Here is a 24977-nt window from a genome sequence, read left to right on the forward strand (position 1 = left end):
TGTTCCTTGTAACTTGTCCACCATATCAGTTCATTATAAAAATCTTAGATTTTTGTCTTGACAACTGAGCCACTATAACCCGAATGATTATTAAATCATTCAATAACAATCAAATATCTATTTCTACATAAACCATCTGTTAATCACTTAACTGATGGTTTATGTCTTTTTCAATCCAAAAATTCTATGATAGTTATATCAACTATAAAGGATGTCGCTATTGATGAAAGAAAGTGAAGAACGAAGCAGTAATATTGATGAACAGAAAGCCAGAATCCGGCAAAGATACAAAGGTATTGATCCAGAAGAACTGGAAGTAATTCCGGCACTTCCACCAGAGGATATTTTTAAAACAGAAAAAAAACTACGAGTAGCTGTATATGCAAGGGTATCTACGGATGATCCACGCCAAACATCCTCATATGAATTACAGAAAAATCATTATCAGGATGTAGTAAATAAAAATCCGAATTGGATGCTTGTCGAAATATATGCCGACGAAGGCATTTCAGGCACTTCGCTTCAACATAGAGATGCATTCAAAAAAATGATTGAAGATTGTGAAGCCGGAAAAATTGATTTAATCATAACAAAAAGTGTATCCCGATTTGCAAGAAACGTTGTTGACTGTATCCGATATGTACGAGAGCTTTCTTCACTCCGTCCACCCGTCGGTGTATTTTTTGAAACAGAGCATTTAAATACTCTTGATCCCAAAAGCGAAATGATTCTGTCATTCATGTCAACACTTGCACAGGAAGAAAGTCATACCAAAAGTGAAATTATGAATTCTTCCATTGAAATGCGTTTTCGTCGGGGAATATTCCTTACACCTCCTCTGCTCGGATATGACCGAGACGAAAATGGAGATCTTGTAATCAATCCACATGAAGCTAAAATTGTGCAGCTTATTTTTTATATGTATCTGAATGGAAGCAGTACTCAACAAATTGCTGATTCTTTGACAGAACTCGGTTGTAAAACAAAAAAGAATAATGATGTCTGGTCATCCAGTACCATACTACAAATCCTTCAAAATGAACGCCATTGTGGGGATGTTCTGGCGAGAAAAACATGGACTCCTAATTATCTTGACCATAAATCAAGGAAAAACAATCAAGACCGTAATCAATACAGAAAAGTCGGACATCACGAAGCTATTATCTCCCGAGATGATTTCATAGCTGTTCAAAAATTAATTACAAATGCGAAATATGGAAATAAAGAGATTTTACCAGAATTACATGTGATACAAGAAGGCTCTCTAAGTGGATTTATAAGCATTAATCCAAGATGGTCTGGATTTAAAGCTAGAGACTACTTTGAAGCATCTCAAAGCGTCCTTAAACCGGCAAATATGAATGTACCTGATACAATTACTGCTTCCGCCGGTTCCTTCGATTTAAGAGACTATGAAGTTGCCAGAGGACAATTTTTCTCCTCTGTTGGTCGGATTTCTGTTTCTTTTTCATATAAACAGATCTCTTTTAACAAAGATGCTATACGGAAATTTCCAAACATAAAATTTGTCGAACTGCTAATACACCCAAGCTCAAAACTACTTGCTATCCGACCATGTTCCTCTGAAACAAAAAATAAAGTGCAGTGGTCACGTCTCAAAGATGGTCAACTTATTCCAAAACCAATTTCCGGCGCTGCATTTTTGCCAACATTATACGAGATATTTAAATGGGACAAAAAATGCAAATATAGAATATTAGGAGTTGCCCACCAAAAAGGCAATGAAAATGTCCTTATTTTCAACATGGACGATACAGAAATACGAATACCGACAAGTACCAACGACGTATCCGCCCCCAATAACAACATGCCTGATACAATATCTGATTCTAAGAGTGTGTTAGCTTATCCTGCCGACTGGATGAATAGCTTCGGTAATAATTACTATACTCAGTCTCAAGCGCCAGAATTAACAGAATTTACAGCAGACAAAAACTGGCAGACTGCTTCAGAAAGTAAACCTTATAAAGAACCCGAGCTACAAACCACTCCCAAAGAAACCATTATACAAAATATAAAGAATATTATTACAGAAATTAAAGGAGACACCCAATGAGCGAGCAACCTATAAATCAATGGAATATGACTACAGAACCTTCTGATATGATGAAAATCAACACACCTATGCCAATAACAGTCGCGCCCAGCCCCTCAAATCAAATGGAAGTCATTGACGATGATTCTTTCAGCTATGACGGTTATCAAGTTGTACGTGGCGAATTCTTCGCTCATATTTACGAACCTTCGTTTACGTTTAATAACTACAAGGTATCTGTAAATACCGCCTGCATAAAAAAACTACCCGATGTCGAATATGTGCAAATATTAGTCAATCCCATTGAAAAAAAACTGGCTGTCCGTCCCTGTCGAGAAGAAGAAAAAGACTCTTTTCGTTGGTGTTCCTCTGGAAAAAAGCGTTCGCCAAAACAAATCACCTGTCGAATTTTCTTTGCTAAAGTGATATCTCTCATGGACTGGAATCCTAATTATCGGTACAAGATTCTCGGCAAACTAATTCGTTCTGGCAATGAAATACTGTTCATTTTCGATTTAACTTCACCTGAAATATTTCCTCGTACTCTAAAAGACAATGGAACTGTAACCACTGCTAGGACACCTTCTTATCCTGAAGAATGGAAGAATCAGTTCGGTATTCCAGTGGAAGAACATCAAAAATCAATGCAAGTCAATATATTTGAAGGCTACGCAGTATTTGACATACAAGAAAAGAAGAAGGCAACTGATAAATCCATAGAAAAAGCAAAAGAACCATCAACAGCAGAAAGTGAGGAAAAATCCTATGAACAACAAACACTCTTCCCATCCACTAATATGTATTGACTTTAAAAAGAATCGTATACGAATCCACCGCAATACACTCCGTCAAATTGGTAACCCAGAATATATTCAACTTCTTGTTAATCCTGATCAAAAAATGATAGGTATAAAGGCTAGTTGTGCGGAGGATAAATTGGCACATAAAGTTAAGGATTATTTTGTCATCAATGGTAACAGTTATGAATTGTACAGCCGAGAATTACTATATTCACTTTCCCAACTTAACCTTTCTTGGGAGAAATTTAACATTTTTCGTTTAGAAGGCAATATTTACCCAGATAAAAAAATAGCTCTATTTTCCATGGATAACATCATCACAAAACTGCCACAAACAGAATTCAAATCAGAAATAATGGGAGATGAGTATGCGCAATTATAGTATATATACATTAAAAACAAAACTAGAATTCACCAATTTGTATCAATATCTCAGTGAAAAAGATTATAAACAACTTGAACAACAGATATTATGTCATTCCTATCACACCCCCATCTGCACATGGAATGGTATTGTCATTAATGGTATAGAAGCATATGAATTATTTCGTAAACACAGTATTCCTTTCCGAATAAAAAGACTCCATTTTTCCAGTAAAGAAGATGTAATTTCATGGATATGTACTGACCAACTTAAACGAGAGGATTTAACCAATATCAATAAAAAATACCTGATAGGGAAAAAATATGATGCTGAAAAAATTATAGTTTCAAGACAACTTTCATCTACGAATAAATCTCATATTTCCGGTGCAAGCATCGCAGCAAAAAAAATATCCGAAGAATGTAATGTAGCAATGGCTACCGTTTACAAATATTCTGCTTACAGTAGTGCACTAGATATAATTGATGAAAAAGTTCCGGATTTTGTCAAACGAGTTCGTTCTGGTCAACTCTGGATTTCCCAAGCTAATATTATTGAGCTTTCAGGATTACCAAAAGAGCAACTTTTAAGTCTAAATAACTACCTTCTTGCCGAAAAGATAGAACATCTCAGTTATCATGATATGAAAAGGGAATTACTATGGAATAATTACGCCAAACCGATGTTAAGGAAAGAATCTTCCGTTTCTATTCCTTCAATACGCAACCTGCCACAATTTGATCCAGATGCGGAAATTGCAAGTCTTACATTGACGATTCCCTCGTGGAACAGTTCTATCGAAAGAGTATTAAAAGTTTCAGATTTTAAAATTGCATCTGATACAGCAAAATATAAGCTTAAATATCAGCTTATGTGTCTAATATCAACCACAAATAATATTTTAAAAAAATTGGAGGAAATATAATTATGGATGGAAATACCGAAGATTTACAAAAGTTTGTTCCCCAAGTGCATTTTGAGCAAATACCTATTAAAAATTTATGTTCAAATCAAGATTATCAACGTAATCTTTCCATCAAACACGTTCAGCGTGCTGCAGCTAATTTTGACCTTTATCAGATAAACCCTGTAAAAGTAAGTAGACGTGATGGGATAAATTATGTGTTCAACGGACAACACACTATAGAGATTGTTGCTCTCGTCTCTGGATCAAGAGAAACTCCTGTCTGGTGTATGGTTTATGATGATCTTGTTTACACCCAAGAAGCAGATATTTTTGCAAATCAGATGAAATATGTCAAATCGTTATTACCTTATGAAATATTCATGGCTAATATTGAAGCTGGTAATGATAGAGAACTTATTATTCGTGACCTTGTTGAATCATATGATCTCACTATTACTTCTTCCTCTCGCCCCGGAGGTATATGTGCTGTATCCACTTTAATTAATATCTATGAAAAATATGGTTTTCACACTCTTGATCGTGTTTTACGCCTTTGTGTTGCCACATGGGAAGGTGCGCCTATGTCCTTTAGTTCCAATATGCTTAATGCTATTGCCCGTCTGGATAATGCTTATGGAGAAACAATGAAAGATGACACCTTCAAAGAAAAAGTTGGGCGTGTCTCTGTCAGAGAAATCAGTCGTACTGCCAGAGAACGTCGTGCCGGTTCATTAGGATTCGCAGAAGCTCTTTTACTAGAATACAATAAAAAATCCAAGTATTCACTTCCTTTTGAGAAATTATACACTCATAAAACACCCAAAAAAAGAGAACCATCAACTGAAGATGAATCCGGTCAAAGTTCCACTCCAGAAGGTCAGTTAGATTTATTTTCTACGGATCAAGAGAATACTCAGGCTCTGCCAAACGAATAGCGCAGAGCCTTCAGCCTTTAATTCTATCCATACTTTCAAAAGAACACCCTGCTTTAAGGCTCTCTTTCATGCAATCACTATTTTATCTTATCCCAAATTCATCAACCGCTCCATCCGCCACCTTATATATGAATACCCATTCCAAATATTTGCTTTTACCGGATACTCTTTCCTGTAAACAAATACAGTGTGATATTTAACAAAATGTATTCTACACCAATTATGTATATCTTTCATATATATGTTATTTATACCATTCATCCACTGTTCTAAAGCCCATATGTCTTTATCTGACACTAACTCCATTATGAACAGTACATTATAATATTGAATGACACCTACTCTCTTCCTTTCCTCTATTAACCTTTTACACAATAACCTATACTTAATGTTCATATCGTTCCTATGCCCCTCCCTCTAATCTATATTTTCCATCCTTATATACGTTATATATATAATTATTATATAGTACATATAATGGGAACGGATCATATCTCCCTGCTGGATGCACCAGCTCCATAAAGGGATAGCCGAAAGCCGCCGTAAGAACATACCTGTCATTATAAATCGCTAAAGCGGACCTAAGTAATTCTTGGCGGGAACCAGCCGTGAAAATGGAGAGATTTTTTGATCCCGAATCAAAAAATCAGCTGACCCAGCGCGAGAAATCATCAGATTTCTCACGATGTGTCAGCTGTGCTCCATTTTCACGGCTGGTTCCCGCCTAGAATTACTTAGGTCCGTGTCCGCAATTTATAATGACAGGTATGTTCTTACGACGGCTTTCGGCTATCCCTTTATGGAGCGTCCCCTGCCCCCTATCCCCTTGGCACAATCTTCCCTCCTCCTGCCAGGCTGATTGTTCTTCCCGCAAGCCAGCTGTTCGCACTGTCCGCAGTGTCATAGTAAATGCTGTATCCTCCCGAATCTATATTGCTGCAGGATTGATCTGCATTCGTCAAAACATTTACGTAGGCGTCACCCGACAGTTTCCAGTCTGCATCTTCCGCCAGGGACACTTTTATGTATTTTCCTTTATTATCGCTGTTGATGCTGCCGCTGAAGCTGGAACTTTCTTTCAGCTTCAGATTCACGGTACTGATCTCGTCACAGATTATTCTGCCCTTCAGTTTTTGATCTATGGCAGTCAATGTCAGGTTTCCTCCGTTGCTGCCCGGGGTTCCCCAGTTGTTTATGTTGTTGCCGGATACTTTGGCCAGCACATTGCCTTCGTACTTTAATTCCGAACTTTTAAGAATTACATCCGCCTTTGTATTTGTCACATAGAACAGCGGCCCTTCTGTCCTGAATGTCAGCTTTGTATCAGCTGCTTTCAGGTTTGAGGCCCCTTCCCCTTGGTTTTCGGAGCTGCTCCGGTACAGCAGCACACCGTTCTCACCGGAACCGGATAGGTCACAGCCGTTTAAGACTGCTGTGCTGCCGCCTTCTATCATCAGTATCTGGCTGTCATCCGCACTGCCCTCCAGCTTTTCTGCTGTTACTGTCCCGGCCGCAAAGATGCATGGGCTGCCGGTACCGGACGACAGCACAGTGCCTCCCTGTACGAACACACTGCCGCTCTTCTCTGCCGCCACGGGCGCACAGCGGGTGCCGCTGGTGGTTACTTCTATATTCTCTGCCTTAATTCTGCCTCCATAGGTAGCCTTCAATCCCCTGGAAGAATTACCCGACGTATTGATCTTCACATGGTTCGCATGTATGAGTGCATCCGTCCCGGTTGCAAAAACTGCGGTCGCCCCCTCGGCCGCCGACGTGATCTCACTTTTGCTGATACTGGACTCGCTTCCTGCAGTTGTAGCAAATACCGCATTTACGCCATAATAATTGCTCTCATCCGCGCTGGACGTGTTCCCCGATTTTGTCAGCTTCCCGTCTGTCATGGTAAGCGTCCCTCCGTTCTTTACCAGCACGGCATTCTGGTTTTCGCTGCTGGTACTAATGGATTCCGATTCTGAGTTCTCACTCTTCCCGTCCACCTGCAGCATGCCGTTTAACTCAATGCTCCCCTGTGATTCCTCATCTATAAAATCTTGTTCCTGCTCTTCAACAATTACTTCCCCTGAATTTACTGAATCCGTATCTTTATCGTCTGTGCTCCCCTGATGGCTGCATCCGGTAAAGACATATAATAAAACCGCGGTCCCCAGAAGTAACTGTATCACCCTTTTCTTCATCCAACCATCCTTTCTGCCCCTTATTACCTCACCATTGTATGAAGAAAATTTGAATACCATGTAGTAGAATTGTGTTTTTTCTGTGAACTGGAAATGACTGTATTTTAAGCCAACGTGTTTGCACTAATGGGCAAACTGGCTCTCATAAAGATTCTTATAGAACCCGCCCACTCTGAGCAGTTCTTCATGGTTCCCCTGTTCAATAATGTTCCCGTCTTTCATCACAAGAATCACATCCGCTTCCCGTATGGTAGACAGGCGGTGTGCCACGATAAAGCTGGTTCTCCCCTCCATCATCTTCTGAAATGCTTCCTGTATCTTAATTTCCGTCCTTGTATCGATCGAAGAGGTTGCCTCATCCAGAATCAGCATAGGGGGCAGATTCAGCATAACTCTCGCAATACAGAGCAGCTGCTTCTGTCCCTGGGAAAGATTCCCGCCCTCCTCCTGGATCAGTGTATCATACCCGTCCTTCATCCGCTTAATAAATCCATGGGCGTGAGCGGCTTTGGCTGCAGCTACGATTTCCTCCCGCGGGGTGTCCGGGCGACCATAGGCAATATTTTCCGCAACCGTGCCCGACTTCAGCCAGGTTTCCTGCAGCACCATCCCATAGTTTGCCCGCAGGCTGTCCCTGGTCACCTCCCGGATATCATGACCGCTCAGGATAATCTGTCCCGCATCCACGTCATAGAACCGCATCAGAAGGTTAATAAGCGTTGTCTTCCCACAGCCCGTTGGCCCCACAATGGCGATCTTCTGCCCGGGTTTCACATCCAGCTTCAGATGCTCCAGCAGCGGTACATCCTTTCTATACGAAAAAGAGACATTCTCCAGCTTCAGGCTGCCGTCCGCCTGCCCCATAACTATGGCGTCCCCGGAATCCGGGATCTCGGGCGTCTCCTCGATAAAATCAAAGACCCGTTTTGCACATGCAAATGCATTCTGCAGCTCCGTCACCACGCTGGAAATCTCATTAAAGGGCTTTGTATACTGGTTCGCATAACTCAGGAAACAGGACAGCTGTCCAACGGAAATCACCCCGCCTATCGCCGTGAATGCGCCCACAATCCCGACTCCCGCATATACAAGCCCGTTTACAAACCTCGTACTGGGATTGGTAATGGAAGAGAAGAATATGGCTTTCAGGCTTACTTCCTGCAGCCTGCGGTTGATCTCATCAAAACGTTCCAGCGCACAGTCCCCGTAACCAAAGGCCTGGACGACCTTCTGGTTTCCCACCATTTCATCCACCAGGGAAGTCATCTCCGCCCGCGCTTCAGACTGTGCCCTGAACATGGTGTACGTTCTTTTTGCTATAAAGCTGGCTGCAAAAAGAGACAGCGGCGTGATCAAAATGACCACTAGGGAAATCCTCACATTGATAGAAAGCATAAAGATCAGCGTCCCGGCGATTGTCACAATCCCCGTGAACAGTTGTGTAAATCCCATCAGCAGTCCGTCTGAGAACTGCTCCACATCCGTGATAATCCTGCTGATCGTCTCGCCGTACTGATGGCTGTCAATGTATTTTAAAGGAAGGATTTCCAGCTGCGCAAAGGCGCGGGTCCTTACATCCTTTACAACACGGAAGGTAATCGTATTGTTGCACAGGTTCATCAGCCACTGCGCTGCACTCGTAATGAATATGACAGCGGCCAGAATCTTCAGAATATAGAAAATAGAGTCAAAATCCACCTGATTTGTTCCTATTATATAATCAATTGCATTTCCGGTCAGGATCGGTGCATACAGAGTCAGCGCAACGGATATCACCGCAAAGACCAGCGAGAGCGCCAGATAATGCAGGTATGGCTTAATCAGGCGCAGGATTTTCTTAATAGTACCGTCATGATTTCGTGCCATCTTAGCCCACCTTCTCTCTGGAAAGCTGCGAGTAGCAGATCTCCCTGTAGACCTGGCAGTTCTCCAGCAGTTCCCCGTGCGTTCCGCAGCCTGCAATCTCCCCGTCATCCAGCACGAGAATCCGGTCCGCATACATAATAGAGGCCGCCCGCTGGGATACGATAAACACGGTCATTCCCGATGTGTCTTCTTTGAGCGCCTTTCGCAGCCGGGAATCTGTAGCAAAATCAAGCGCCGATGCGCTGTCATCCAAAATCAATACCTGGGGCCGCCGCACCAAAGCCCTTGCAATCGTAAGGCGCTGTTTCTGCCCGCCGGACAGATTTTTACCGCCCTCGCTGACCATGGTATCCAGCCCTTTCGGTTTTCCCTCCACGATTTCCAGCGCCTGGGCCGTCTTCAGTGCCGTTCTGATCTCGTCATCCGAGGCATTCTCTTTTCCCATTTTCATGTTTTCCCGGATCGTTCCATGGAAAAGGACCGCCTTCTGCGGAACAACGCCGGTTGTCCCCCTCAGATCATCCAGCCTCCATTCCCTCACGTCCGTTCCGTTCACACACACTGCGCCTTCACTGACATCATAAAAACGAGGGATCAGATTTACAAGCGTAGACTTACCGCAGCCGGTTCCTCCGATGATTCCAATCGTCTCACCCGCGCCTGCACAAAATGAAATGTGCGACAGCGCAGGCTCCTGGCTGCCTTCATAGTAAAAGGTAACATCCCGCATCTCCACACGCGGCAGAGGATCTGCGGCAGATGCCGTTTTGGTTCCGTTCTGTATCGATCCCGCGCCATCCGTAATCCCCGGCTTCAGGTCAAATACCTCATTGATTCTGCCCGCGGATGCCATCGCCTTTGTAAAAGAAACGATGAGATTGGCAAGCGCCACCAGCGCCAGCAGTATCTGCGTCATATAGTTCACAAGCGCAATGACTTCCCCCTGGGTGATCCGTCCTGCCTGCACCGCGCCCCCGCCGTACCAGACAACGGCGATGATGCCCAGGTTCACCAGCACATAGGTCAGGGGATTCAGCAGAGCCGATATCTTTCCGACTCGCTGCTGAAACCGCATCAGTGTACCGCTTTTATCCTCAAACTCTGCTTTCTCCTGATTCTGTGTTCGAAACGCCCTGATCACACGAATCCCGGCCAGATTCTCCTGTGTAGAAAGAAGAACCTGATCCAGGCTCTTCTGTACTTTTTTATACAGAGGAATCGTCAGCATCATAATGCCATATATTACAAGGGACAAAACCGGCACGGTGATCAAAAATATAACCGCTACCTTCACGTCGATCGTAAATGCCATAATCATTGCGCCAACCACAATAAACGGGGAACGCAGAAACAGCCTGAGCACCAGATTCACCCCAGACTGCACCTGATTAATATCGCTCGTCATGCGCACAACCAATGTAGAGCTCCCTGCTTTGTCTATCTCCGCATAGGACAGATCACCGATATGGCGGAACAATTCGTGCCTTAGCCCGGTGCCAAACCCAACGGCCGCCCTCGCCGCAAAATACTGTGCCAGAAGCGAACAGCTCAGCCCCAGCACGCCGAAAACACCAAGGACAGCGCCCATCTTCCATATATATGGTACATTCCGGTGCCGGATTCCCACATCAATAATCTGTGCCATAATCAGCGGTACAATCAGCTCAAATGTTGCCTCCAGCAGTTTAAACAGCGGCCCGATAATGCTTTCCTTTTTATACCCGTTTAAAAACGGCAGTAATCTTCTCACGCTTTTTTCCTCCAAGTCCGTTATATTGCACGACTGTATTGTAACAGACAATACCTCTACTGTAAATGTTTCCCATTATTGTAACAGTTCAGACAAGTCTGAACTGGTTACTATTCACGGCCCGGGGGCCGCGCATAGTAACGGCATCTGGGCCATTTAAAGTCGCCTGGGGCGAGGGCCCAGATGCCCGGCTCCATCACTTTAATTGTTCGGATGCCGTGCAGCGGGGTGCACGGCCCCGTGAATAGTAACCTGAACTATTATCAATTTTTTATTTTTTGAGCACGTTTTCTCCATAAAAGTATTGACTTTTTAATCTTAAAAGAATATTGTATTAGTTAAGTAATACAACTACCATTACACTAAATCATGGAGGGATGTTTCATGGAACCACTCATCAAAGTTGAGAACCTGCATAAAATCTACAATCCCGGCGAAAACGAAGTGCGTGCATTGGACGGTATCGATCTGGAAATCGGAAAAGGCGAGTTTGTCGCAATCATCGGGCACTCCGGTTCCGGAAAGTCTACACTGATGAACATGCTGGGCTGTCTTGACGTCCCCTCTTCGGGAAATTACTTTCTGAACGGACACGATGTCTCTAAACTGACAGACAACCAATTGTCAGATATACGCAATAAAGAGATCGGATTTATTTTCCAGGGATTTAACCTGATTGCCAATCTCGATGCTGTCGAAAATGTTGAGCTGCCGCTGATTTACCGCGGACTTGGGAAGCAGAGACGCCGCAAGATTGCGGTCGAAGCCTTGAAAAAGGTCGGATTGGGCACGCGGATGAAGCACAAGCCAAATGAGCTATCCGGCGGTCAGCAGCAAAGGGTAGCTGTGGCGCGCGCCATTGCCGCACAGCCTCCGATCGTATTGGCCGATGAGCCGACCGGTAACCTGGACACCAAATCCACGAAGGAAATCATGGAGATTCTGAAAGGCCTCCATAAGGGAGGCCGCACCGTTATTATCATCACTCACGATGATGAGATCGCACAACAGGTCAACAGAGTCGTCCGCATCATTGACGGGCGTATCGAAAATGATTATCTGAATGAAGAAAGGGAAGGGGCATAATATGTTTTCCAAAAAGAAAAAAGAACAGGAAGAAATTTTAGACACCATTGATAACGATTTGACCGATGAAGATTTACTTTCCGGGGATGATTCCTACGAACTGGAAGATGCCGAAGCGGCGAAGCCCCCTAAGAAGAAGCTTCCTGCCTGGATCATCATCCCGGTAATTGCAGTTCTGGGCATAGTAATCTTCGCGGCCTCAAAGCTAACCACTGGCAGCGGCAGCAACCAGGCGACAACACTGCAGGTTGCTGAAGTCACAACAGGCGATATTAAAGAAGTTTACAATGCAAGCGGAAAGATAGAAAGTGAAAACACGAAGACCTATTATTCTCCCGTCACCGCACCCGTTGCCATCTGCAACGCTGTTGTGGGCAATTCCGTAAAGGCCGGCGATCTCCTGGTGAGCTTTGACACAACAAATTTGGAGCGAGACAACCAGCAGGCACAACTGAGCCTGCAGTCCAGCCTCAACGCATCCCAGGCTACAAAGGCACAAAATGCCAAAGCCATTGACGCGGCAAATGCGGCATCTGCACAGGCTGCAGACCAGGCCAACCGGCTGGCTGATAAAGTAAACGACCTTGCTGCTCAGGTTGACGCCGCTTATGCACAATATCAGGCCAACCAGGCAGAGGCAGACGCCGCTGCCCCGGAACAGGAACGCCTGAAGAAAATCGTCGCGGAACAGCAGGAAATTATCAATACCAACCAGGCAGTGATCGATGAAATAAATACTAACTACGCGGGACGCCGCGCTGATCTTGAGGCTGCACTTGCAAAACCAGACGATCAGAGGACTGCTGATGACACTGCTGTGATTAAAGCACTTCAGCCGATTTTCAAAAAATACGATGATGCAGCACAAGCAATCAATGATGCCCAGCAGATAATCGACGAGACGGCACCTGGCATCAATAATGATCCCGTGAATGATGCCGGTTATGCACAGCTCAAGGCGCAGTATGATGCAGCCTACGCAGAATGGGAAGCAGCTTACAATGCGGCCAACGCACCGGCCACAGACCCCGGAATGTCCTCCGCAGAGCTGGCTAACCTGGATATCAGCGACAACCTTGCCGAACTCACGGCGCTGACCCCCGCCGAGCTTGTGGAAAAGGGCCGGGAAGGCATGAAGGCCGACATGGACGGTGTAATCGCAGCCGTAGATGCGCTGCAGACCAACACAGCCACCCAGGGAATGGCCATGTTCACCATCGCCAGTACCGAGAAGGTTCGTGTAAAAATCGAAGTATCTCCCGATGACTATGAAAAGATGAAGGTTGGCAATAAAGCCACCGTCACCGTTGGAGACTATAAATACGAAGGGAAACTGACAAAGGTCAATAAAATAGCCGTTAATAATAAAAAAGTGTGCTGAGCACACTCTCAGCTCCCCTGCCCCTCAATCATGAGGGGTTGGGGTTTTTCTTTGTTTTTCTATACTGTAAAAATAATGCTATGAGCAATATATTACAAACTATTTTTACCGATTATTACGAGCATATTATTTATGAACTTCATCCTCGTCAGACCGAGATTGAAAACATTTCTAAGATGATTCACTGTGGCGACCCATCTTATGGCGGCGCTTTTTTCGCTTGTCCTGATTGTGGTGAACTAAAATTCGTTCCTTTCCGTTGCAAATCTCGGTTTTGCCCTTCTTGCGGAAACATGTATAACCTCAAACGTTCTTTTCACATGTCTTGCAAGTTAGTTTCGTGTGTTCATCGCCATTGCGTTTTCACCATTCCCGAAGAACTTCGTATCTATTTCCTCAAAGATCGTTCTCTTTTAAACTGTCTCTTTTCTTCTGTTAGAGACGATGTTCTTCGAATGTTCTTTAAGATGAATAAATCTGAATGCTTCACTCCTGGCTTCATCTGTGTTCTCCACACTTTCGGCCGTGATCTCAAATGGAATCCGCATATCCATGCTCTCATCTCTGAAGGAGGTTCTGGTAACATTACTGTTTGGAGAACTGTTAAACACTTTGATTTCACTTTCCTTCGTATCGCTTTTCGTAAAGTTCTTCTTGAAAGACTCACAGAAAAATTAGGCCCTTCTTTTCGCAAAGTTAAAAATGATATTTACAAAAACCATTCCGATGGCTTTTATGTTCGTGCCAAACCTAATCTTTGCACCCCAGATATCACAATCAAATATATTAGTCGTTATCTTGGTCGTCCGGTCATCGCCACTTCCCGCATCGATGATTATGACGGTAATACTGTAACCTTTCATTACACTAGACATGAAGACAATCAAACAATCACCGAATGTGTTCCTGCTTTGGATTTCATCAAAAGACTCATCATTCACATTCCTGAAAAACATTTTAAAATACTTCGATATTACGGTATCTACGCAAAACATCATAAGCACGAAAAAAAACTACGGCGATGTATCTCTCCCGAAAAGCGTAAATACTTCCGTTCTCTTTTAGATTGGCACAGTTCAATCTTACTCACCTTTGGATATGATCCTTTAAATTGTCCTAAATGCGGTTCCTCTATGCTCGTACTCGAGGTTTACCACAAAAAAATTGCACTATTTGAACAATATCGAAAGGTAATGGGATATTGGATGACTCCACACACCACCATCTTTCTACATCGTCAAATAGTGCATTTAAAAAACAACAAAAAACTCCATAATCAACGTCATCGCGAAGTCCACATCTTCGCTCTTTTGTTATGTCCTTTTTTATTCAAACTTATTATACATCATATTTAACGATTTGAGAAATTTCCTATAAAACAGAAACAGAAACCGAGCACGTCCCGTTTTCTTGACGCTTTGGAAAACCGCCATGCACAGACACAGCATCAGATGGCTGACGCGATCTCATTTGCATCCTATCGGAAGGAGGCGAATGACAATGTATGAGGCATTCTTCTGTATGGAACACACTCCATTTGTCCGTGATGTTCCGCCTGAAAAACTGTATGAATCATCTGCTTTTCGCGAAACATTAGGTCGTTTATCCTATGTGGCAGACCGCCAGATGTTTGCGGTTGTAACTGCTGATTCCGGATGTGGGAAATCAACGCTGATCCGGCGTTTTTACTCAGAGCTTCCTAAAGAGGATTACATCGTTCTTTATCTTTCAGACTCAAAGCTGACTCCAAGATGGTTTTATAAGGGGCTGCTGGATCAGCTCGGTCTGGAATCAAGGTTTTATCGAGGAGATTCCAAGCGCCAGCTCCAGCAGGAAATTGAAATCATCCGCGGAGTACAGCACAAGAAGGTTGTCTGCATTCTTGATGAAGCTCATCTATTAGAAAAAGAAACGCTGGAAGAATTCCGATTTCTTTTGAATTACAAGTTTGATTCTGTCAGCCCCATGGCAGTAGTCCTTGTCGGTCAGACAGAACTTTGGGAAAACAAACTAAAGTTAAAGCGCTACGCTGCTATTCGCCAGAGAATCGATATGTACTGCACGCTTCCGCATCTGGACAGATCGGAAACGGAACAATACATTGGAAGCCATATGGCGTATTCCGGATGTTCCCAAGATGTTTTCACCGAAAAAGCGATGGATGAGATCCACAAGGCATCTGCCGGAATTCCCCGTATGATCAACCGGGTTTGCGAAAAGGCACTGATGTATGCCTTCCAACAGCAGAAACGTCTGGTCGATGACTATATGATCAAGTTTGTAGTAGAGCATGAAATGCTCACGATTGCAACCAAGTAAGAGTCTACCGCCTGGAAACAGGCGGTGAACCCGCTGTTACCAATGACAAGAATTTAAGCAATCTGATGACAATTCGTGTGAGCAGTCTGGTGACAGCTCATGAGATCAGTAACAAGGATTTATCGTGATATGATACTCTCTGATATCACAACATCCAGTTTTATATAATTCCTCTATCAATTTGTTTGCTTTTTCTTTTGAAATCCCAAAAATCATTACATCTTCCCTCATTGAAGTCGAAAACATTAGATTCCAATCACTGGGATTATCTATTTCTCCTCCCCACGTAGCATATAAAACTTCATATACCATAAATGAACGTCCACCATCACATATTATTCTCATTTTATTTTCCCTCCATATTCTCTACAGAAAATGCTTCGATTTTATCTATTATTTCTTCTGCACTATACATTTCATCATCAGGGACGACTATATCCCCTGCATACACTTTTTTTAATTCTTCATCATATTCTTCTTTAGTCACTTTTTGGTCATTCCAGAAATATTCATACCTGTCCTCTCCATAATCAGACGGATTAACTTCATTAAAAATACCAAATTTCCCATGCCCGAGTTCCTCAAAAGTACCTTTATTTAACCTATACACAATATCACCATAAGAATCCATTCGCCCGGCTGAACTTGTGAATAATCCACTTTTTTCAATGTAAGACACCCCATAATTTGCAACATATTGATCTTTTATAGAATTATCATAATATGTGACAACATTTCCGCCACCAGCAGTATATCCCGAATATACTAACAATTCTGGGACATCATCATCATCTATATATACTAAATTATATTCAATATCCATCGATGCTTCATTACCTTTTTCCCGTTCTCCAATATAATTCATGTATGCGTTCTGCCATGCTTCTCGAGTAATCTTAGTAAATTCAATTCTCTCAAACACGAACCCCGCGATTTCACTGATGCTATTCTTCTTTGCAGTAATATCCATAATCGCAGCAGTCTGATAATCCGAGCCTGCCCAAGGCCGCACAGCAACATAAAAATGGTACTCGTTTTCTCCGGTCTGTTCTGCATCCACAAATGAATATAAGGTATCTGCACTTCCAGAATAAAATCCTGTTAAAACGAAGCTGTCTGCTCCGTTTTTTTCGAATATCTTCTCTATATCTTCATTACTTGAAACCGGATAATCAAAAGTTCCCTCCAACAATAACTTAGCGCTTTCACTGCTGATACTTTTCTGAGGTCCCTCCACCGCAATATCTTCAACATACAATTCTTCTCCCGATAAATTGTTATATCCGATCTCACCGGCAATATATGCTAATTCATCATTCGAAATATCTTTTTTCAAGTCTATTTTGTATTCTGAGCGTTCCTGGAAATTTTCTGCTAACCGATGACTGTCATCATAAACCATTGCCGCAGAACTGATTGCTCCCTTTTCATCCTCTGATATTTGGAACAAATCCGGATCATCATAATTTTTAACAATCTCATACCCGCATGCATTTTCACTTGGACAAACAACAATGGTTTTGTATGTTTCCTTATCTATGTCAAACCCAAAGCTTTTCTTCTTATAATACACTTTAATTTGCTGATTTTCTTCGTCTTTTTCTGCCTTTATATATTCACAAGTCTCCTCAATACTTCCTCCTAATCCAGATAATGCTACACGATACATTCCATCCGAATAAGTAATGTCTCTATAATCCTTATCATAAATCCTCTCGATATATTGCTCTGGACTTTCAGGCAGATTAACTGCATCCCAAAATTCTTTCAAAGATTTCTCTGAGCAGGTTACAGTTGCTCCGCCATACAGCCCTGAGCCACGTTCATACTGCATCTCATCACATTTAATCACGCCCTGATTTTCGTACTCTGAATTCTCGTCATATGAATGGATTTCCATATAAACAAATGCATCATAAAAAATATCTCCAAGCATTGACTCAATGTGGTAATCACTCACTTCACTAATATCCGTGTAATTTGGAAGGACTTTCGCAGTATTCACGAGATATTCATAATCCAGATGATCCATCAGGTTTTGTAAATCTTCTTTTTCCTGCTGTTTTTCCTGTGCAATCTCCTGGTTCTTCTTTTCCTCTTGTATATGATTATACGCAAAAAAACCGGCTGTTCCTAACACGGCAGCCCCCACAACTCCTGCAATTGCTTTTGTCACAACTGTCTTTGGAGCCTTAACTTTCTTTACTGTCTGCTTTACGGTGTGCGATTTCTTCACCGATGATGACGATATTTGAGGGAGGATCGAATCATGCAATAAATGCTCGCCTGCAGATGCATGCACTTCATTTTCACGAAGCATCCATATAATAAACGGAATCGGTGCAATACCATATAGTTTTGTTCCCTTGCGTTCTAATGCTTCGACTTCATCTTTAATCTTTTTACGGGCATAATTCAACCTGCTTTTTACCGTTCCATCCGAACATTCTAACGCCTTTGCAATATCATTGACAGACAATTCATCATAATAATACATTAATACACAAAGTCTTTGATCTTCTGGAAGATTATCTAAAATTTCTTTGATCAAACGCTTTGTCTCATTATAATCCACCTGTTTCTCTGGAATAAACTCTATGCAATCACTTTGTAATGTATCTTCGAAATCCCGGTCATCATCATCACTTTCCAACGAACAAAACAGCTCTGGTTTTTTCTTTTTGATCCAATCCCTGCATTTATTCGCTACAATACAGTGAAACCATGATTTGAATTTCTCAGGATCACTCAGTTGATTCAAATTTTCAAAAACAGAAACATACGCATCCTGCAGTAAATCCATTGCATCCTGCTCATTTCTGACAATCTGCATTGCCACTGAAAAGCCCTGTGCATATGTCATGTTGTACAGTTTTTCAACTGCCTGCACCTTTCCCTCAATCGCCTCCCGAACAATATCTTTCATTTCTGATTCATTTTCATTCTTTGTCCCGCAGAAAGGACAAAACTTAGATTGTTCCGGTATCTCTTTCCCACAACTTTGACAATTCATAATAGTCCTCATCTTTTTCTTTATCTTAAGTTTAAAATTTTTTTAATCCTTTCAAAGAGTCTTTCAGAGAGACTCTTTGAAAGGCAATACTCATCGGCAATACTCTGAATCAATTCTTTTATTCCCATATAATCACCATAACACATCTTCACTCGGGAAGCACCATTTTCCGTCATATTTTACAACATCTACCTCTTTTACTTCTGAATAGGACTCCTCTCTGCTCCATTGAGAATAGATGTCTGTCTGTCCTTCATACGAAAAATCCACTTTTACCCGATACCCTTCCTTCAGCTCGCCAAGCAGATCACTATATGTCTGCAGATCCTCCTCTGATAATTTCTCTGCACTGATGATATCGAAGTTAATTTTTGCTCCGTATCTTCCAAACTCATCTACCATGTCATCATCCGTTGGAATGTAATCCTCTGAAAGAAGTTCCGGATGGAACGCACGTATGAATGCGTCTGCATCGCACTTATTCACAGCTGTTTCCAAATATCCAAATGGTTTTTCATATCCCTTATTATCAAAAACACGAACACCTGCAACCCCCATAAAAATCACTGCTACAATTACTAAAATCACAAAAACACCTATTTCTTTTGTTTTGTATCCTTTCTTCCTGGCATTGTTAATTTCAATGTCATCTGCAGGAACTGCCTGTCCACACTTATCACAAAATTTATTTCCTGCTCTCAATTTATTCCCACAACTCATACAATATTTACTCATTTCTCTTATCCTCCGTAATTTCCTTTTCTATTCTAATCTGCTGCCACACTCTACACAAAACAGAGCTTCTTCCGAATTAACAGTTCCGCAGGAAGCACAAAGTTTTCCGTTTTCATTGTCCTGTGTCGCGTTATTTTTATCTTCCAGAACTGCTCCACAATTCATGCAGAATTTGGATTGACCACTATTCTGAAATCCACATTTAGGACAGACCTTGTCAACTGTCAGAACCTGAAGCTGTTCTCTAAACGCTTTATTCTCTGCCTGAAGTCGATGAATCTCCCCAAACATTTCATCATATGGCGTTCCTTCAAGCTCTCCATTAATCTCAAAGCACTTTTCACCCACATGGTACATGATCTTGTCAATCATCTTCTGGTTTGCTTTGATCTGATTATTTAATTTTACACTCTCCGTTGCATTTGACACTTTCTGTGCAACTCCCTGGCTTCTTACTGATAATGTATCTTTCATTGTATCGAATATACTCATTTCTTTTTCCTCTTCTTTCTTAAATCTTTCTCTTATGGCCACCATTCATCACTATCATAGTAGCGATCCACATCATAATAATTATCTGGATTATAGTATTCTTCTGGATCAACATAATCTGCTGGTGTTCTACATCCATCATATTCATCTTCTTCTGGATCATAAAATAAACACATCTCTTTTTCCTCCTTAAAATAGTACCGTAATAGGTTTGAGCATTAGTAAATATCAAGTTTTATCAACTGCAGTCCACAGAGCGGACTATTTGGGTTGATTCTAGCAACCAAAGTATAGTTATATTTTTTTTCATCTATAAGATCCTCGATTTCACCTCGAAACACTACCATATCCTCTGTTATTTGTTGATAATTATCGATTGTTGTTGATGAAAACGTATCCCCAAAACCAGTGAAATATGTATAATAGTCTTCATTACCATCATCATAATATGACCACTCTTCCAGTTCTTCATTTGTAACATTCATCTGATATACTTCCTTCAGATAATTCTGCACCTCATCTTTGCTAATACGATAATAAGTTCCTCCCTCCATTTCTTCTCTACTAGAAAGATCCACTTCTGACGATGTATGGAGCAAATACGTCATACAATTCAATGCTGAGTCAATGGTAAGATTTGAAATACATGGATCCTGTTTGCATGGCCCAGAGAGCAAATCAATCTTCAGTTCCAATGCCTCCTCTTGTGAAGAACTCAGAGAGAATGAATTCTTCTGTATTTTTTCCATATTCTTCAACTCCTCTTTGGAAACTACTACCTCATTTATCGATGGTCCTAACAACCATTTTCCAGATGATACAGCGACCCCCTCATCACAAAGCGAATAAGTAAAGCTGTTATAATCCGAATCAAGCAGCGTAACAATTGCCGTATCATAGTAGTCATAATATCCATCGGAATCTGATTTGTTCGATTCAAATTTCATGATATCCTTCATAAAAGCCGACTTTGCTGCAACTTCGATAATCTCTTTCGTACAATCCAATGCCTCATACACTTCCAGTTCTTCTCCATTTTCCAGATTCAGGATAATTCCTTCACGATAAGGCATAGATGATGTTCCTCCACCATAGAGATGTCCGATTTTAGATAACGCCACAATCGCACCGTCTTCTGACTGATAATCCACTTCATATATATTATCTGAAACAATCATTTCTTCTATCTCTACTGGCGATACCTCGGCCCCCGCAATATATCCATCGACTTCCTGTTTATACTTTTCATTTAGTTGATTAATCACATCCGAAGGCACGCTGCAAGCGAACACAGGATAACTGAATTCTGGATTCTCTGTTTCTTCAATTGTTACCGAATATGTTATCTCTGTTTTTTCATCAACTGTCTCTGTTGGAATATTTGTTTCCTCTTGAGATTTTTTTGAAAAACATCCTTTTAGCCAATCGCCCGCTCCCGCATAAGCAGCATATGTACCGCCTGCTGCAGCTAACAAGGCACACATCATAATCATGACTATTTTCTTCCCACCTCCTTTTTTCGCATTTTTTTCCATAACAGGCGTTCCACATTCATTACAAAATTTTGCATTTTTGTTCAATTCTTTCCCACATTTCAAACAATACTTATCCATAATCACTTCTCCTCCATTTTTTACTTTCATTTAGCGTCTATACTTATAAGACGATTAACTTTTGACTTTGGTTTTACTTTTTTTCAATTTTTTTTAATTATATTTTCTTTTGTTTACAAACAGATTATAATATTAGGTAACAGGAAAAAATTTGCACTTTTATAGTCAAGGGATACCCCCGGTGCAACAAACCTTCCGCTTCCAGAATGAAGATGATCTGTGCAACAGACCGTTCCGGAACCTCTTTCCTGAGCTGGATCGCCTGTTCCAGAAGAAAATCGAAATTGTCCGGAAGTCTCTGGGATCTTTGTTTTTGCCGGTCTGCCGGTTTGAGACCAGAGAACTGGCCTTCTGCATATGCTTTCTCATAACGGTAAAGAGAATGGACTGAGATGTTATTCTCCTGTGCGATCTGTCTGCGCAGCTGCAGACGTTTCGCATCATCCATATCTTCCCTGAGAAGGGGAGATATTCACAGGAAGCACTCATTCATCTGTGCAGACTCCATCATCTGCAGAACATATTCCATCCCAGTGGCAAGTTCCTTTTCTTTAAACTCTTCCATCGGAATCCAGTAAACACTTCCTTCCTCAGAGCTATGTAATATTCCTGAATACTGAACTGCTTTATACAGGAAAATCACATTATGCGTACCTGATTTATTCCAATGATATACGCCACAGAACAGAGGGTTCTCAATCGTAAGTCCCGTCTCCTCGTAAACTTCACGGATGACAGCCTTTGTAAAGATCTCGCCATTTTCCACATGCCCACCCGGAAACGTTGTTCCGGTATAACTGTCATTTACTTTGTACAGTGCAAGTACATTTCCTTTTCCATCTTGCACCATACATAGATTCATGAAGCAAACTGTTTCCGTTTTCTTTTCCTCATGCTGGTTAAGGGATCGTCTCACTCGTTTGTTAATATCAGCCCTCTTTTTCTTATAGTGTTTCACCACTTCGCCATAGAGGATCCATATATCTGCAACTGTGATCCGATCATATACTTTTGAGATAACATCCCCGATTTGCTTATCCCCAGGAAACGTATAGTTTTTCTCATAATATGCCTTTGTCTCCAGATACAATCACTGTTTTTTGCAAAAACAGTGATTTTTTTGCAAAAACTAAACAGATATTTCACTTTTTCGTAACAGGCTTATCATCTGCCACATTTGATTTCCTTTAATCCACCAGTGCCCAGACAACAGTGACTGTGTCTGTAATATCAATGTCATCCGGTTCAATATCCATATCATAAGATGCGGTATAACAGTCATCTGGTTCACAGCATCTCAAAGACATCTCGTGTATAGGCTGTGACACAAAATCAATTTCTCCCCATGAATAGTCGATACTGATGATTTCTCCAAGTTTCACGTTGGATGCCTCTGCAAGTACAGATGCCTTTTTCAAGGAATCCTTTACTGCGTTTCCAAGCAGCTCATTTTTAGATGCTTCCGGGTCAGAAACGGTGTATTCTATTGAGAACTCTGGTGATACCGGGCAGTGTGCCAAAGCATATAGGATTTTTCCCAGTCTCTGATTATCTGCCGGAAACTCTATTTTCATGCGATGTACATATTTATAGCCCTGAAATTTCCGTTTCCAGCTCTTATCTTTTGCCTGATAGCTTTCATATTCTGTATCAATCGTGAAGAACAAAGACTTCAGTTCCTTGCGATCATATCCTTGTTTTTCTATAAGATCCTTCAACAGATCCACTGCTTCGGATGATCTTTTCAATGTTTCATCATATTCCGGGTATGTTCCTTCCATCATAAGCCTGAGTCTGATTGTATCCGGCTTCACTTTAATCTTCCCTTTTCCTGTAACTCGAATCGTTCTATCCATAACGGCTAATCCTCCATATTCTGAAATACTGCATTGATACACTCAATTACTTCCCTGTCTGCCTTGAAATACCTTCCAAAAGGATTGATTACAACGCCTGCAACCTTGTCATTCTTCCCGGCAATGTCAAATATGTCTGCAAATGGTATTTCCATAATGACTTCAGGGACTGGCTTCTTATGCATCTCCTCTTCACTCGTGAAAATATAAAACCATTCCACGCCGTCTCCGGCGGCCACAGTGTCCATTCGGAACCGGACTTCATGATCAAGAGTTACGACATCCCCTTTTTTCAGGCTGGAGACATCCAAATCCGGAAACATCGTTCCCCCGACCGTTACAAAAGGAACCATTCCACAGCCATTCCTTTTCATCCTGAAACATAAAGCTGTAATGACATCCACAAAGCTATCGTTATCCTGCATTTCATACAGGTTATCAATCGCATTCTCGATCAGTTCATTCCCCTGCATCCTTTCGTCTGACTTTTGGGAGCATATTCCCAGCACTTCATCAAATGCATCAAGCACCCTGTTCATCTCCGGATCGATCCTGTTGCGGCATTCGGCTTTAAACACTTCCGGTATTCCAAAAAATGCTTCCGCAATACTTCCTGTAATAGCTGCAAGTGTATCTGTATCACCACCTAATGAAACAGCATTCCTCAATGCATCCTCAAAATCATCTGCCTCCAGAAAAGCAGTGATGGCTTCCGGCACAGTCTCCTGGCAGCTTTCCACATGATGGTAAGATGGTCTGATTTCATCCAATGATCTGCTCAGGTCATAATGAAATTCCCATTCTACATATTTTCTGATTTCTTTTTTTGTCGCACCATTTCTTGCCATAAATAAAGAGCGATAGCTGCTGCCAATTCGCTCTTACCTACCTTCTTACATATTTCCACAAATGCAGTTCGAAACTGCCTATTCCCATCCGGTTTCACAATTCCAAAGATATCTCTTATCAATTGCTCCTGCCATGGCAATAACCAGAATGGTGTTCCAGCCCATTTACCTTTGGTGTGGCAAAGATTCTCAATAAAAGTAACTGCTCTATCTGCTTTCTTCTTATCATAATGAGAAGTCGGAAGCATAAACTGTGAAGGCTTGTAATTCTTAAGCTTCGGATATCCCTTTGGTCTTGGCTCCTTTGCCATTAAGAATCACCCCCAAGCAATGCCTCCATTTCATCCTCTGGTTCCTTAGACTTGCCGTTACCTGCAATAATTCTGCTTCGTGAAGATGGAGTTAATCCAAACTCAGATGCAGCCTGCAGCATCAACTTTTGATTTGTATTTGCAATACCAACCCAAGGTGTCTGTTGTTGATATCCCTTATCTGTTTCAAAGGTAGAACCCTCCGAAGAAATATGCTCCTGTGCTTCCTTCCATCTGGCGTAAGACTGGCAATATGCAGCAAATGCTGCCATGTCCACTTCTGTAAGAACACCCATCTGATTCATCAAATCCGCCAGACGCTCCCACTCTTTCTTAGCCTCAAGCAATAACCAATCCGGACACTCAGGCATTCTATAATGGTCTCATAAATTAAGACACTTTTTCGGACAGATTTTAATGAATCTGATATACTAAAATCAGTATGAAAGA

The 24977-nt window shown here is 41.8% G+C and carries 23 protein-coding genes and 1 pseudogene; 9 read left to right on the top strand and 15 right to left on the bottom strand.

Translation table 11 applies throughout. The features are described from left to right. The first annotated feature begins 223 nt into the window (after nucleotides 1–223). From GKG43_RS20555 to GKG43_RS20575, 5 genes are read left to right on the top strand one after another with little or no spacing between them, the layout of a single operon-like run. Entirely contained in the window at nucleotides 224–2077 is a 1854-nt protein-coding gene (locus tag GKG43_RS20555) for a recombinase family protein (RefSeq protein WP_129879754.1), read from the top strand. After that, nucleotides 2074–2862, top strand: a complete 789-nt coding sequence (locus tag GKG43_RS20560) for a hypothetical protein (RefSeq protein WP_055145192.1) — start codon at nucleotides 2074–2076, stop codon at nucleotides 2860–2862. The genes GKG43_RS20555 and GKG43_RS20560 overlap by 4 nt, the downstream gene beginning before the upstream one ends. Then, the gene (locus tag GKG43_RS20565) at nucleotides 2822–3238 is read left to right on the top strand and encodes a hypothetical protein (protein ID WP_044999283.1); all 417 of its coding nucleotides are present in this window, start codon (nucleotides 2822–2824) and stop codon (nucleotides 3236–3238) included. Before GKG43_RS20560 ends, GKG43_RS20565 begins: the two co-directional genes overlap by 41 nt. Further along, nucleotides 3225–4145 (top strand): hypothetical protein, encoded by a 921-nt coding sequence (locus tag GKG43_RS20570; RefSeq protein WP_055145197.1) that lies wholly within the window; start codon nucleotides 3225–3227, stop codon nucleotides 4143–4145. The genes GKG43_RS20565 and GKG43_RS20570 overlap by 14 nt, the downstream gene beginning before the upstream one ends. A gap of 2 nt (nucleotides 4146–4147) precedes the next feature. Next, nucleotides 4148–5062 carry a DUF6551 family protein gene (locus tag GKG43_RS20575; protein ID WP_055155695.1) on the top strand — a complete coding sequence of 305 codons (915 nt, stop codon included), beginning with the start codon at nucleotides 4148–4150 and terminating at the stop codon, nucleotides 5060–5062. A gap of 818 nt (nucleotides 5063–5880) precedes the next feature. On the opposite strand, the gene GKG43_RS20580 is transcribed toward GKG43_RS20575, so the two are convergent. The 3 genes from GKG43_RS20580 to GKG43_RS20590 all read right to left on the bottom strand — a co-directional run bounded on the left by GKG43_RS20580 (nucleotide 5881) and on the right by GKG43_RS20590 (nucleotide 10873). Then, entirely contained in the window at nucleotides 5881–7257 is a 1377-nt protein-coding gene (locus GKG43_RS20580) for a hypothetical protein (protein WP_129879756.1), read from the bottom strand. A gap of 123 nt (nucleotides 7258–7380) precedes the next feature. Then, nucleotides 7381–9123 carry an ABC transporter ATP-binding protein gene (locus GKG43_RS20585; protein WP_055154355.1) on the bottom strand — a complete coding sequence of 581 codons (1743 nt, stop codon included), beginning with the start codon at nucleotides 9121–9123 and terminating at the stop codon, nucleotides 7381–7383. Nucleotide 9124: 1 nt separating this feature from the next. After that, nucleotides 9125–10873: an ABC transporter ATP-binding protein gene (locus GKG43_RS20590; RefSeq protein ID WP_055154353.1), complete on the bottom strand. Its 1749-nt coding sequence runs from the start codon at nucleotides 10871–10873 to the stop codon at nucleotides 9125–9127. A gap of 384 nt (nucleotides 10874–11257) precedes the next feature. On the opposite strand from GKG43_RS20590, the gene GKG43_RS20595 reads away from it, so the two are divergent. The 4 genes from GKG43_RS20595 (at nucleotide 11258) to GKG43_RS20610 (ending at nucleotide 15659) form a co-directional block, all read left to right on the top strand. Beyond that, nucleotides 11258–11959 (top strand): ABC transporter ATP-binding protein, encoded by a 702-nt coding sequence (locus GKG43_RS20595; protein WP_055154351.1) that lies wholly within the window; start codon nucleotides 11258–11260, stop codon nucleotides 11957–11959. A gap of 1 nt (nucleotide 11960) precedes the next feature. Further along, nucleotides 11961–13340: an HlyD family efflux transporter periplasmic adaptor subunit gene (locus GKG43_RS20600; protein ID WP_243143848.1), complete on the top strand. Its 1380-nt coding sequence runs from the start codon at nucleotides 11961–11963 to the stop codon at nucleotides 13338–13340. A gap of 80 nt (nucleotides 13341–13420) precedes the next feature. Continuing rightward, nucleotides 13421–14695 carry a transposase gene (locus GKG43_RS20605; protein WP_243125882.1) on the top strand — a complete coding sequence of 425 codons (1275 nt, stop codon included), beginning with the start codon at nucleotides 13421–13423 and terminating at the stop codon, nucleotides 14693–14695. A 139-nt stretch (nucleotides 14696–14834) separates the two neighbouring features. After that, entirely contained in the window at nucleotides 14835–15659 is an 825-nt protein-coding gene (locus GKG43_RS20610) for an AAA family ATPase (protein ID WP_347562142.1), read from the top strand. A 105-nt stretch (nucleotides 15660–15764) separates the two neighbouring features. Here the strand turns inward: GKG43_RS20610 and GKG43_RS20615 are convergent, their stop codons facing one another. From GKG43_RS20615 to GKG43_RS20670, 12 genes and pseudogenes are all read right to left on the bottom strand, one after another. Next, nucleotides 15765–16004, bottom strand: a complete 240-nt coding sequence (locus GKG43_RS20615; RefSeq protein WP_129879758.1) for a hypothetical protein — start codon at nucleotides 16002–16004, stop codon at nucleotides 15765–15767. A gap of 1 nt (nucleotide 16005) precedes the next feature. Then, on the bottom strand, nucleotides 16006–18672 hold the full coding sequence (locus GKG43_RS20620) for a sigma-70 family RNA polymerase sigma factor (protein WP_173020129.1): 2667 nt from the start codon (nucleotides 18670–18672) through the stop codon (nucleotides 16006–16008). Nucleotides 18673–18804: 132 nt separating this feature from the next. Continuing rightward, nucleotides 18805–19407: a zinc-ribbon domain-containing protein gene (locus GKG43_RS20625; protein WP_129879762.1), complete on the bottom strand. Its 603-nt coding sequence runs from the start codon at nucleotides 19405–19407 to the stop codon at nucleotides 18805–18807. Nucleotides 19408–19434: 27 nt separating this feature from the next. Continuing rightward, nucleotides 19435–19899: a zinc ribbon domain-containing protein gene (locus tag GKG43_RS20630; RefSeq protein WP_173020130.1), complete on the bottom strand. Its 465-nt coding sequence runs from the start codon at nucleotides 19897–19899 to the stop codon at nucleotides 19435–19437. 32 nt (nucleotides 19900–19931) lie between these two features. Continuing rightward, nucleotides 19932–20075, bottom strand: a complete 144-nt coding sequence (locus GKG43_RS20635) for a hypothetical protein (protein ID WP_154253394.1) — start codon at nucleotides 20073–20075, stop codon at nucleotides 19932–19934. A 42-nt stretch (nucleotides 20076–20117) separates the two neighbouring features. Beyond that, complete coding sequence (locus tag GKG43_RS20640; RefSeq protein WP_173020131.1) at nucleotides 20118–21512, bottom strand: zinc ribbon domain-containing protein; 1395 nt, start codon at nucleotides 21510–21512, stop codon at nucleotides 20118–20120. A 124-nt stretch (nucleotides 21513–21636) separates the two neighbouring features. After that, the gene (locus tag GKG43_RS20645) at nucleotides 21637–21960 is read right to left on the bottom strand and encodes a hypothetical protein (protein ID WP_243125883.1); all 324 of its coding nucleotides are present in this window, start codon (nucleotides 21958–21960) and stop codon (nucleotides 21637–21639) included. 24 nt (nucleotides 21961–21984) lie between these two features. Then, entirely contained in the window at nucleotides 21985–22602 is a 618-nt protein-coding gene (locus tag GKG43_RS20650; RefSeq protein ID WP_243125884.1) for an NUDIX domain-containing protein, read from the bottom strand. Nucleotides 22603–22699: 97 nt separating this feature from the next. Beyond that, on the bottom strand, nucleotides 22700–23368 hold the full coding sequence (locus tag GKG43_RS20655; RefSeq protein ID WP_129879768.1) for an SIMPL domain-containing protein: 669 nt from the start codon (nucleotides 23366–23368) through the stop codon (nucleotides 22700–22702). 5 nt (nucleotides 23369–23373) lie between these two features. Continuing rightward, nucleotides 23374–24216 (bottom strand): ADP-ribosylglycohydrolase family protein, encoded by an 843-nt coding sequence (locus GKG43_RS20660; protein WP_129879770.1) that lies wholly within the window; start codon nucleotides 24214–24216, stop codon nucleotides 23374–23376. Beyond that, nucleotides 24216–24527, bottom strand: a pseudogene (locus tag GKG43_RS20665) (terminase large subunit); the annotation flags it as partial. The pseudogene GKG43_RS20665 and the gene GKG43_RS20660, both read right to left, overlap by 1 nt. After that, the gene (locus tag GKG43_RS20670) at nucleotides 24527–24898 is read right to left on the bottom strand and encodes a phage terminase small subunit P27 family (protein WP_243125885.1); all 372 of its coding nucleotides are present in this window, start codon (nucleotides 24896–24898) and stop codon (nucleotides 24527–24529) included. The pseudogene GKG43_RS20665 and the gene GKG43_RS20670, both read right to left, overlap by 1 nt. Nucleotides 24899–24977 lie beyond the last annotated feature (79 nt).

Origin of the sequence: Eubacterium sp. BIOML-A2 (assembly GCF_009680135.1) — a bacterium.
Lineage (GTDB): Bacteria > Bacillota > Clostridia > Lachnospirales > Lachnospiraceae > Faecalicatena > Faecalicatena contortus_B.

Coding starts and splice junctions, on each gene's coding strand:
- GKG43_RS20555 (WP_129879754.1), top strand. CDS start 224: ATGAAAGAAAGTGAAGAACGAAGCAGTAATATTGATGAACAGAAAGCC.
- GKG43_RS20560 (WP_055145192.1), top strand. CDS start 2,074: ATGAGCGAGCAACCTATAAATCAATGGAATATGACTACAGAACCTTCT.
- GKG43_RS20565 (WP_044999283.1), top strand. CDS start 2,822: ATGAACAACAAACACTCTTCCCATCCACTAATATGTATTGACTTTAAA.
- GKG43_RS20570 (WP_055145197.1), top strand. CDS start 3,225: ATGCGCAATTATAGTATATATACATTAAAAACAAAACTAGAATTCACC.
- GKG43_RS20575 (WP_055155695.1), top strand. CDS start 4,148: ATGGATGGAAATACCGAAGATTTACAAAAGTTTGTTCCCCAAGTGCAT.
- GKG43_RS20580 (WP_129879756.1), bottom strand. CDS start 7,257: ATGAAGAAAAGGGTGATACAGTTACTTCTGGGGACCGCGGTTTTATTA.
- GKG43_RS20585 (WP_055154355.1), bottom strand. CDS start 9,123: ATGGCACGAAATCATGACGGTACTATTAAGAAAATCCTGCGCCTGATT.
- GKG43_RS20595 (WP_055154351.1), top strand. CDS start 11,258: ATGGAACCACTCATCAAAGTTGAGAACCTGCATAAAATCTACAATCCC.
- GKG43_RS20600 (WP_243143848.1), top strand. CDS start 11,961: ATGTTTTCCAAAAAGAAAAAAGAACAGGAAGAAATTTTAGACACCATT.
- GKG43_RS20605 (WP_243125882.1), top strand. CDS start 13,421: ATGAGCAATATATTACAAACTATTTTTACCGATTATTACGAGCATATT.
- GKG43_RS20610 (WP_347562142.1), top strand. CDS start 14,835: ATGACAATGTATGAGGCATTCTTCTGTATGGAACACACTCCATTTGTC.
- GKG43_RS20615 (WP_129879758.1), bottom strand. CDS start 16,004: ATGAGAATAATATGTGATGGTGGACGTTCATTTATGGTATATGAAGTT.
- GKG43_RS20620 (WP_173020129.1), bottom strand. CDS start 18,672: ATGAATTGTCAAAGTTGTGGGAAAGAGATACCGGAACAATCTAAGTTT.
- GKG43_RS20625 (WP_129879762.1), bottom strand. CDS start 19,407: ATGAGTAAATATTGTATGAGTTGTGGGAATAAATTGAGAGCAGGAAAT.
- GKG43_RS20630 (WP_173020130.1), bottom strand. CDS start 19,899: ATGAGTATATTCGATACAATGAAAGATACATTATCAGTAAGAAGCCAG.
- GKG43_RS20635 (WP_154253394.1), bottom strand. CDS start 20,075: ATGTGTTTATTTTATGATCCAGAAGAAGATGAATATGATGGATGTAGA.
- GKG43_RS20640 (WP_173020131.1), bottom strand. CDS start 21,512: ATGGATAAGTATTGTTTGAAATGTGGGAAAGAATTGAACAAAAATGCA.
- GKG43_RS20645 (WP_243125883.1), bottom strand. CDS start 21,960: ATGGATGATGCGAAACGTCTGCAGCTGCGCAGACAGATCGCACAGGAG.
- GKG43_RS20655 (WP_129879768.1), bottom strand. CDS start 23,368: ATGGATAGAACGATTCGAGTTACAGGAAAAGGGAAGATTAAAGTGAAG.
- GKG43_RS20660 (WP_129879770.1), bottom strand. CDS start 24,216: ATGGCAAGAAATGGTGCGACAAAAAAAGAAATCAGAAAATATGTAGAA.
- GKG43_RS20670 (WP_243125885.1), bottom strand. CDS start 24,898: ATGCCTGAGTGTCCGGATTGGTTATTGCTTGAGGCTAAGAAAGAGTGG.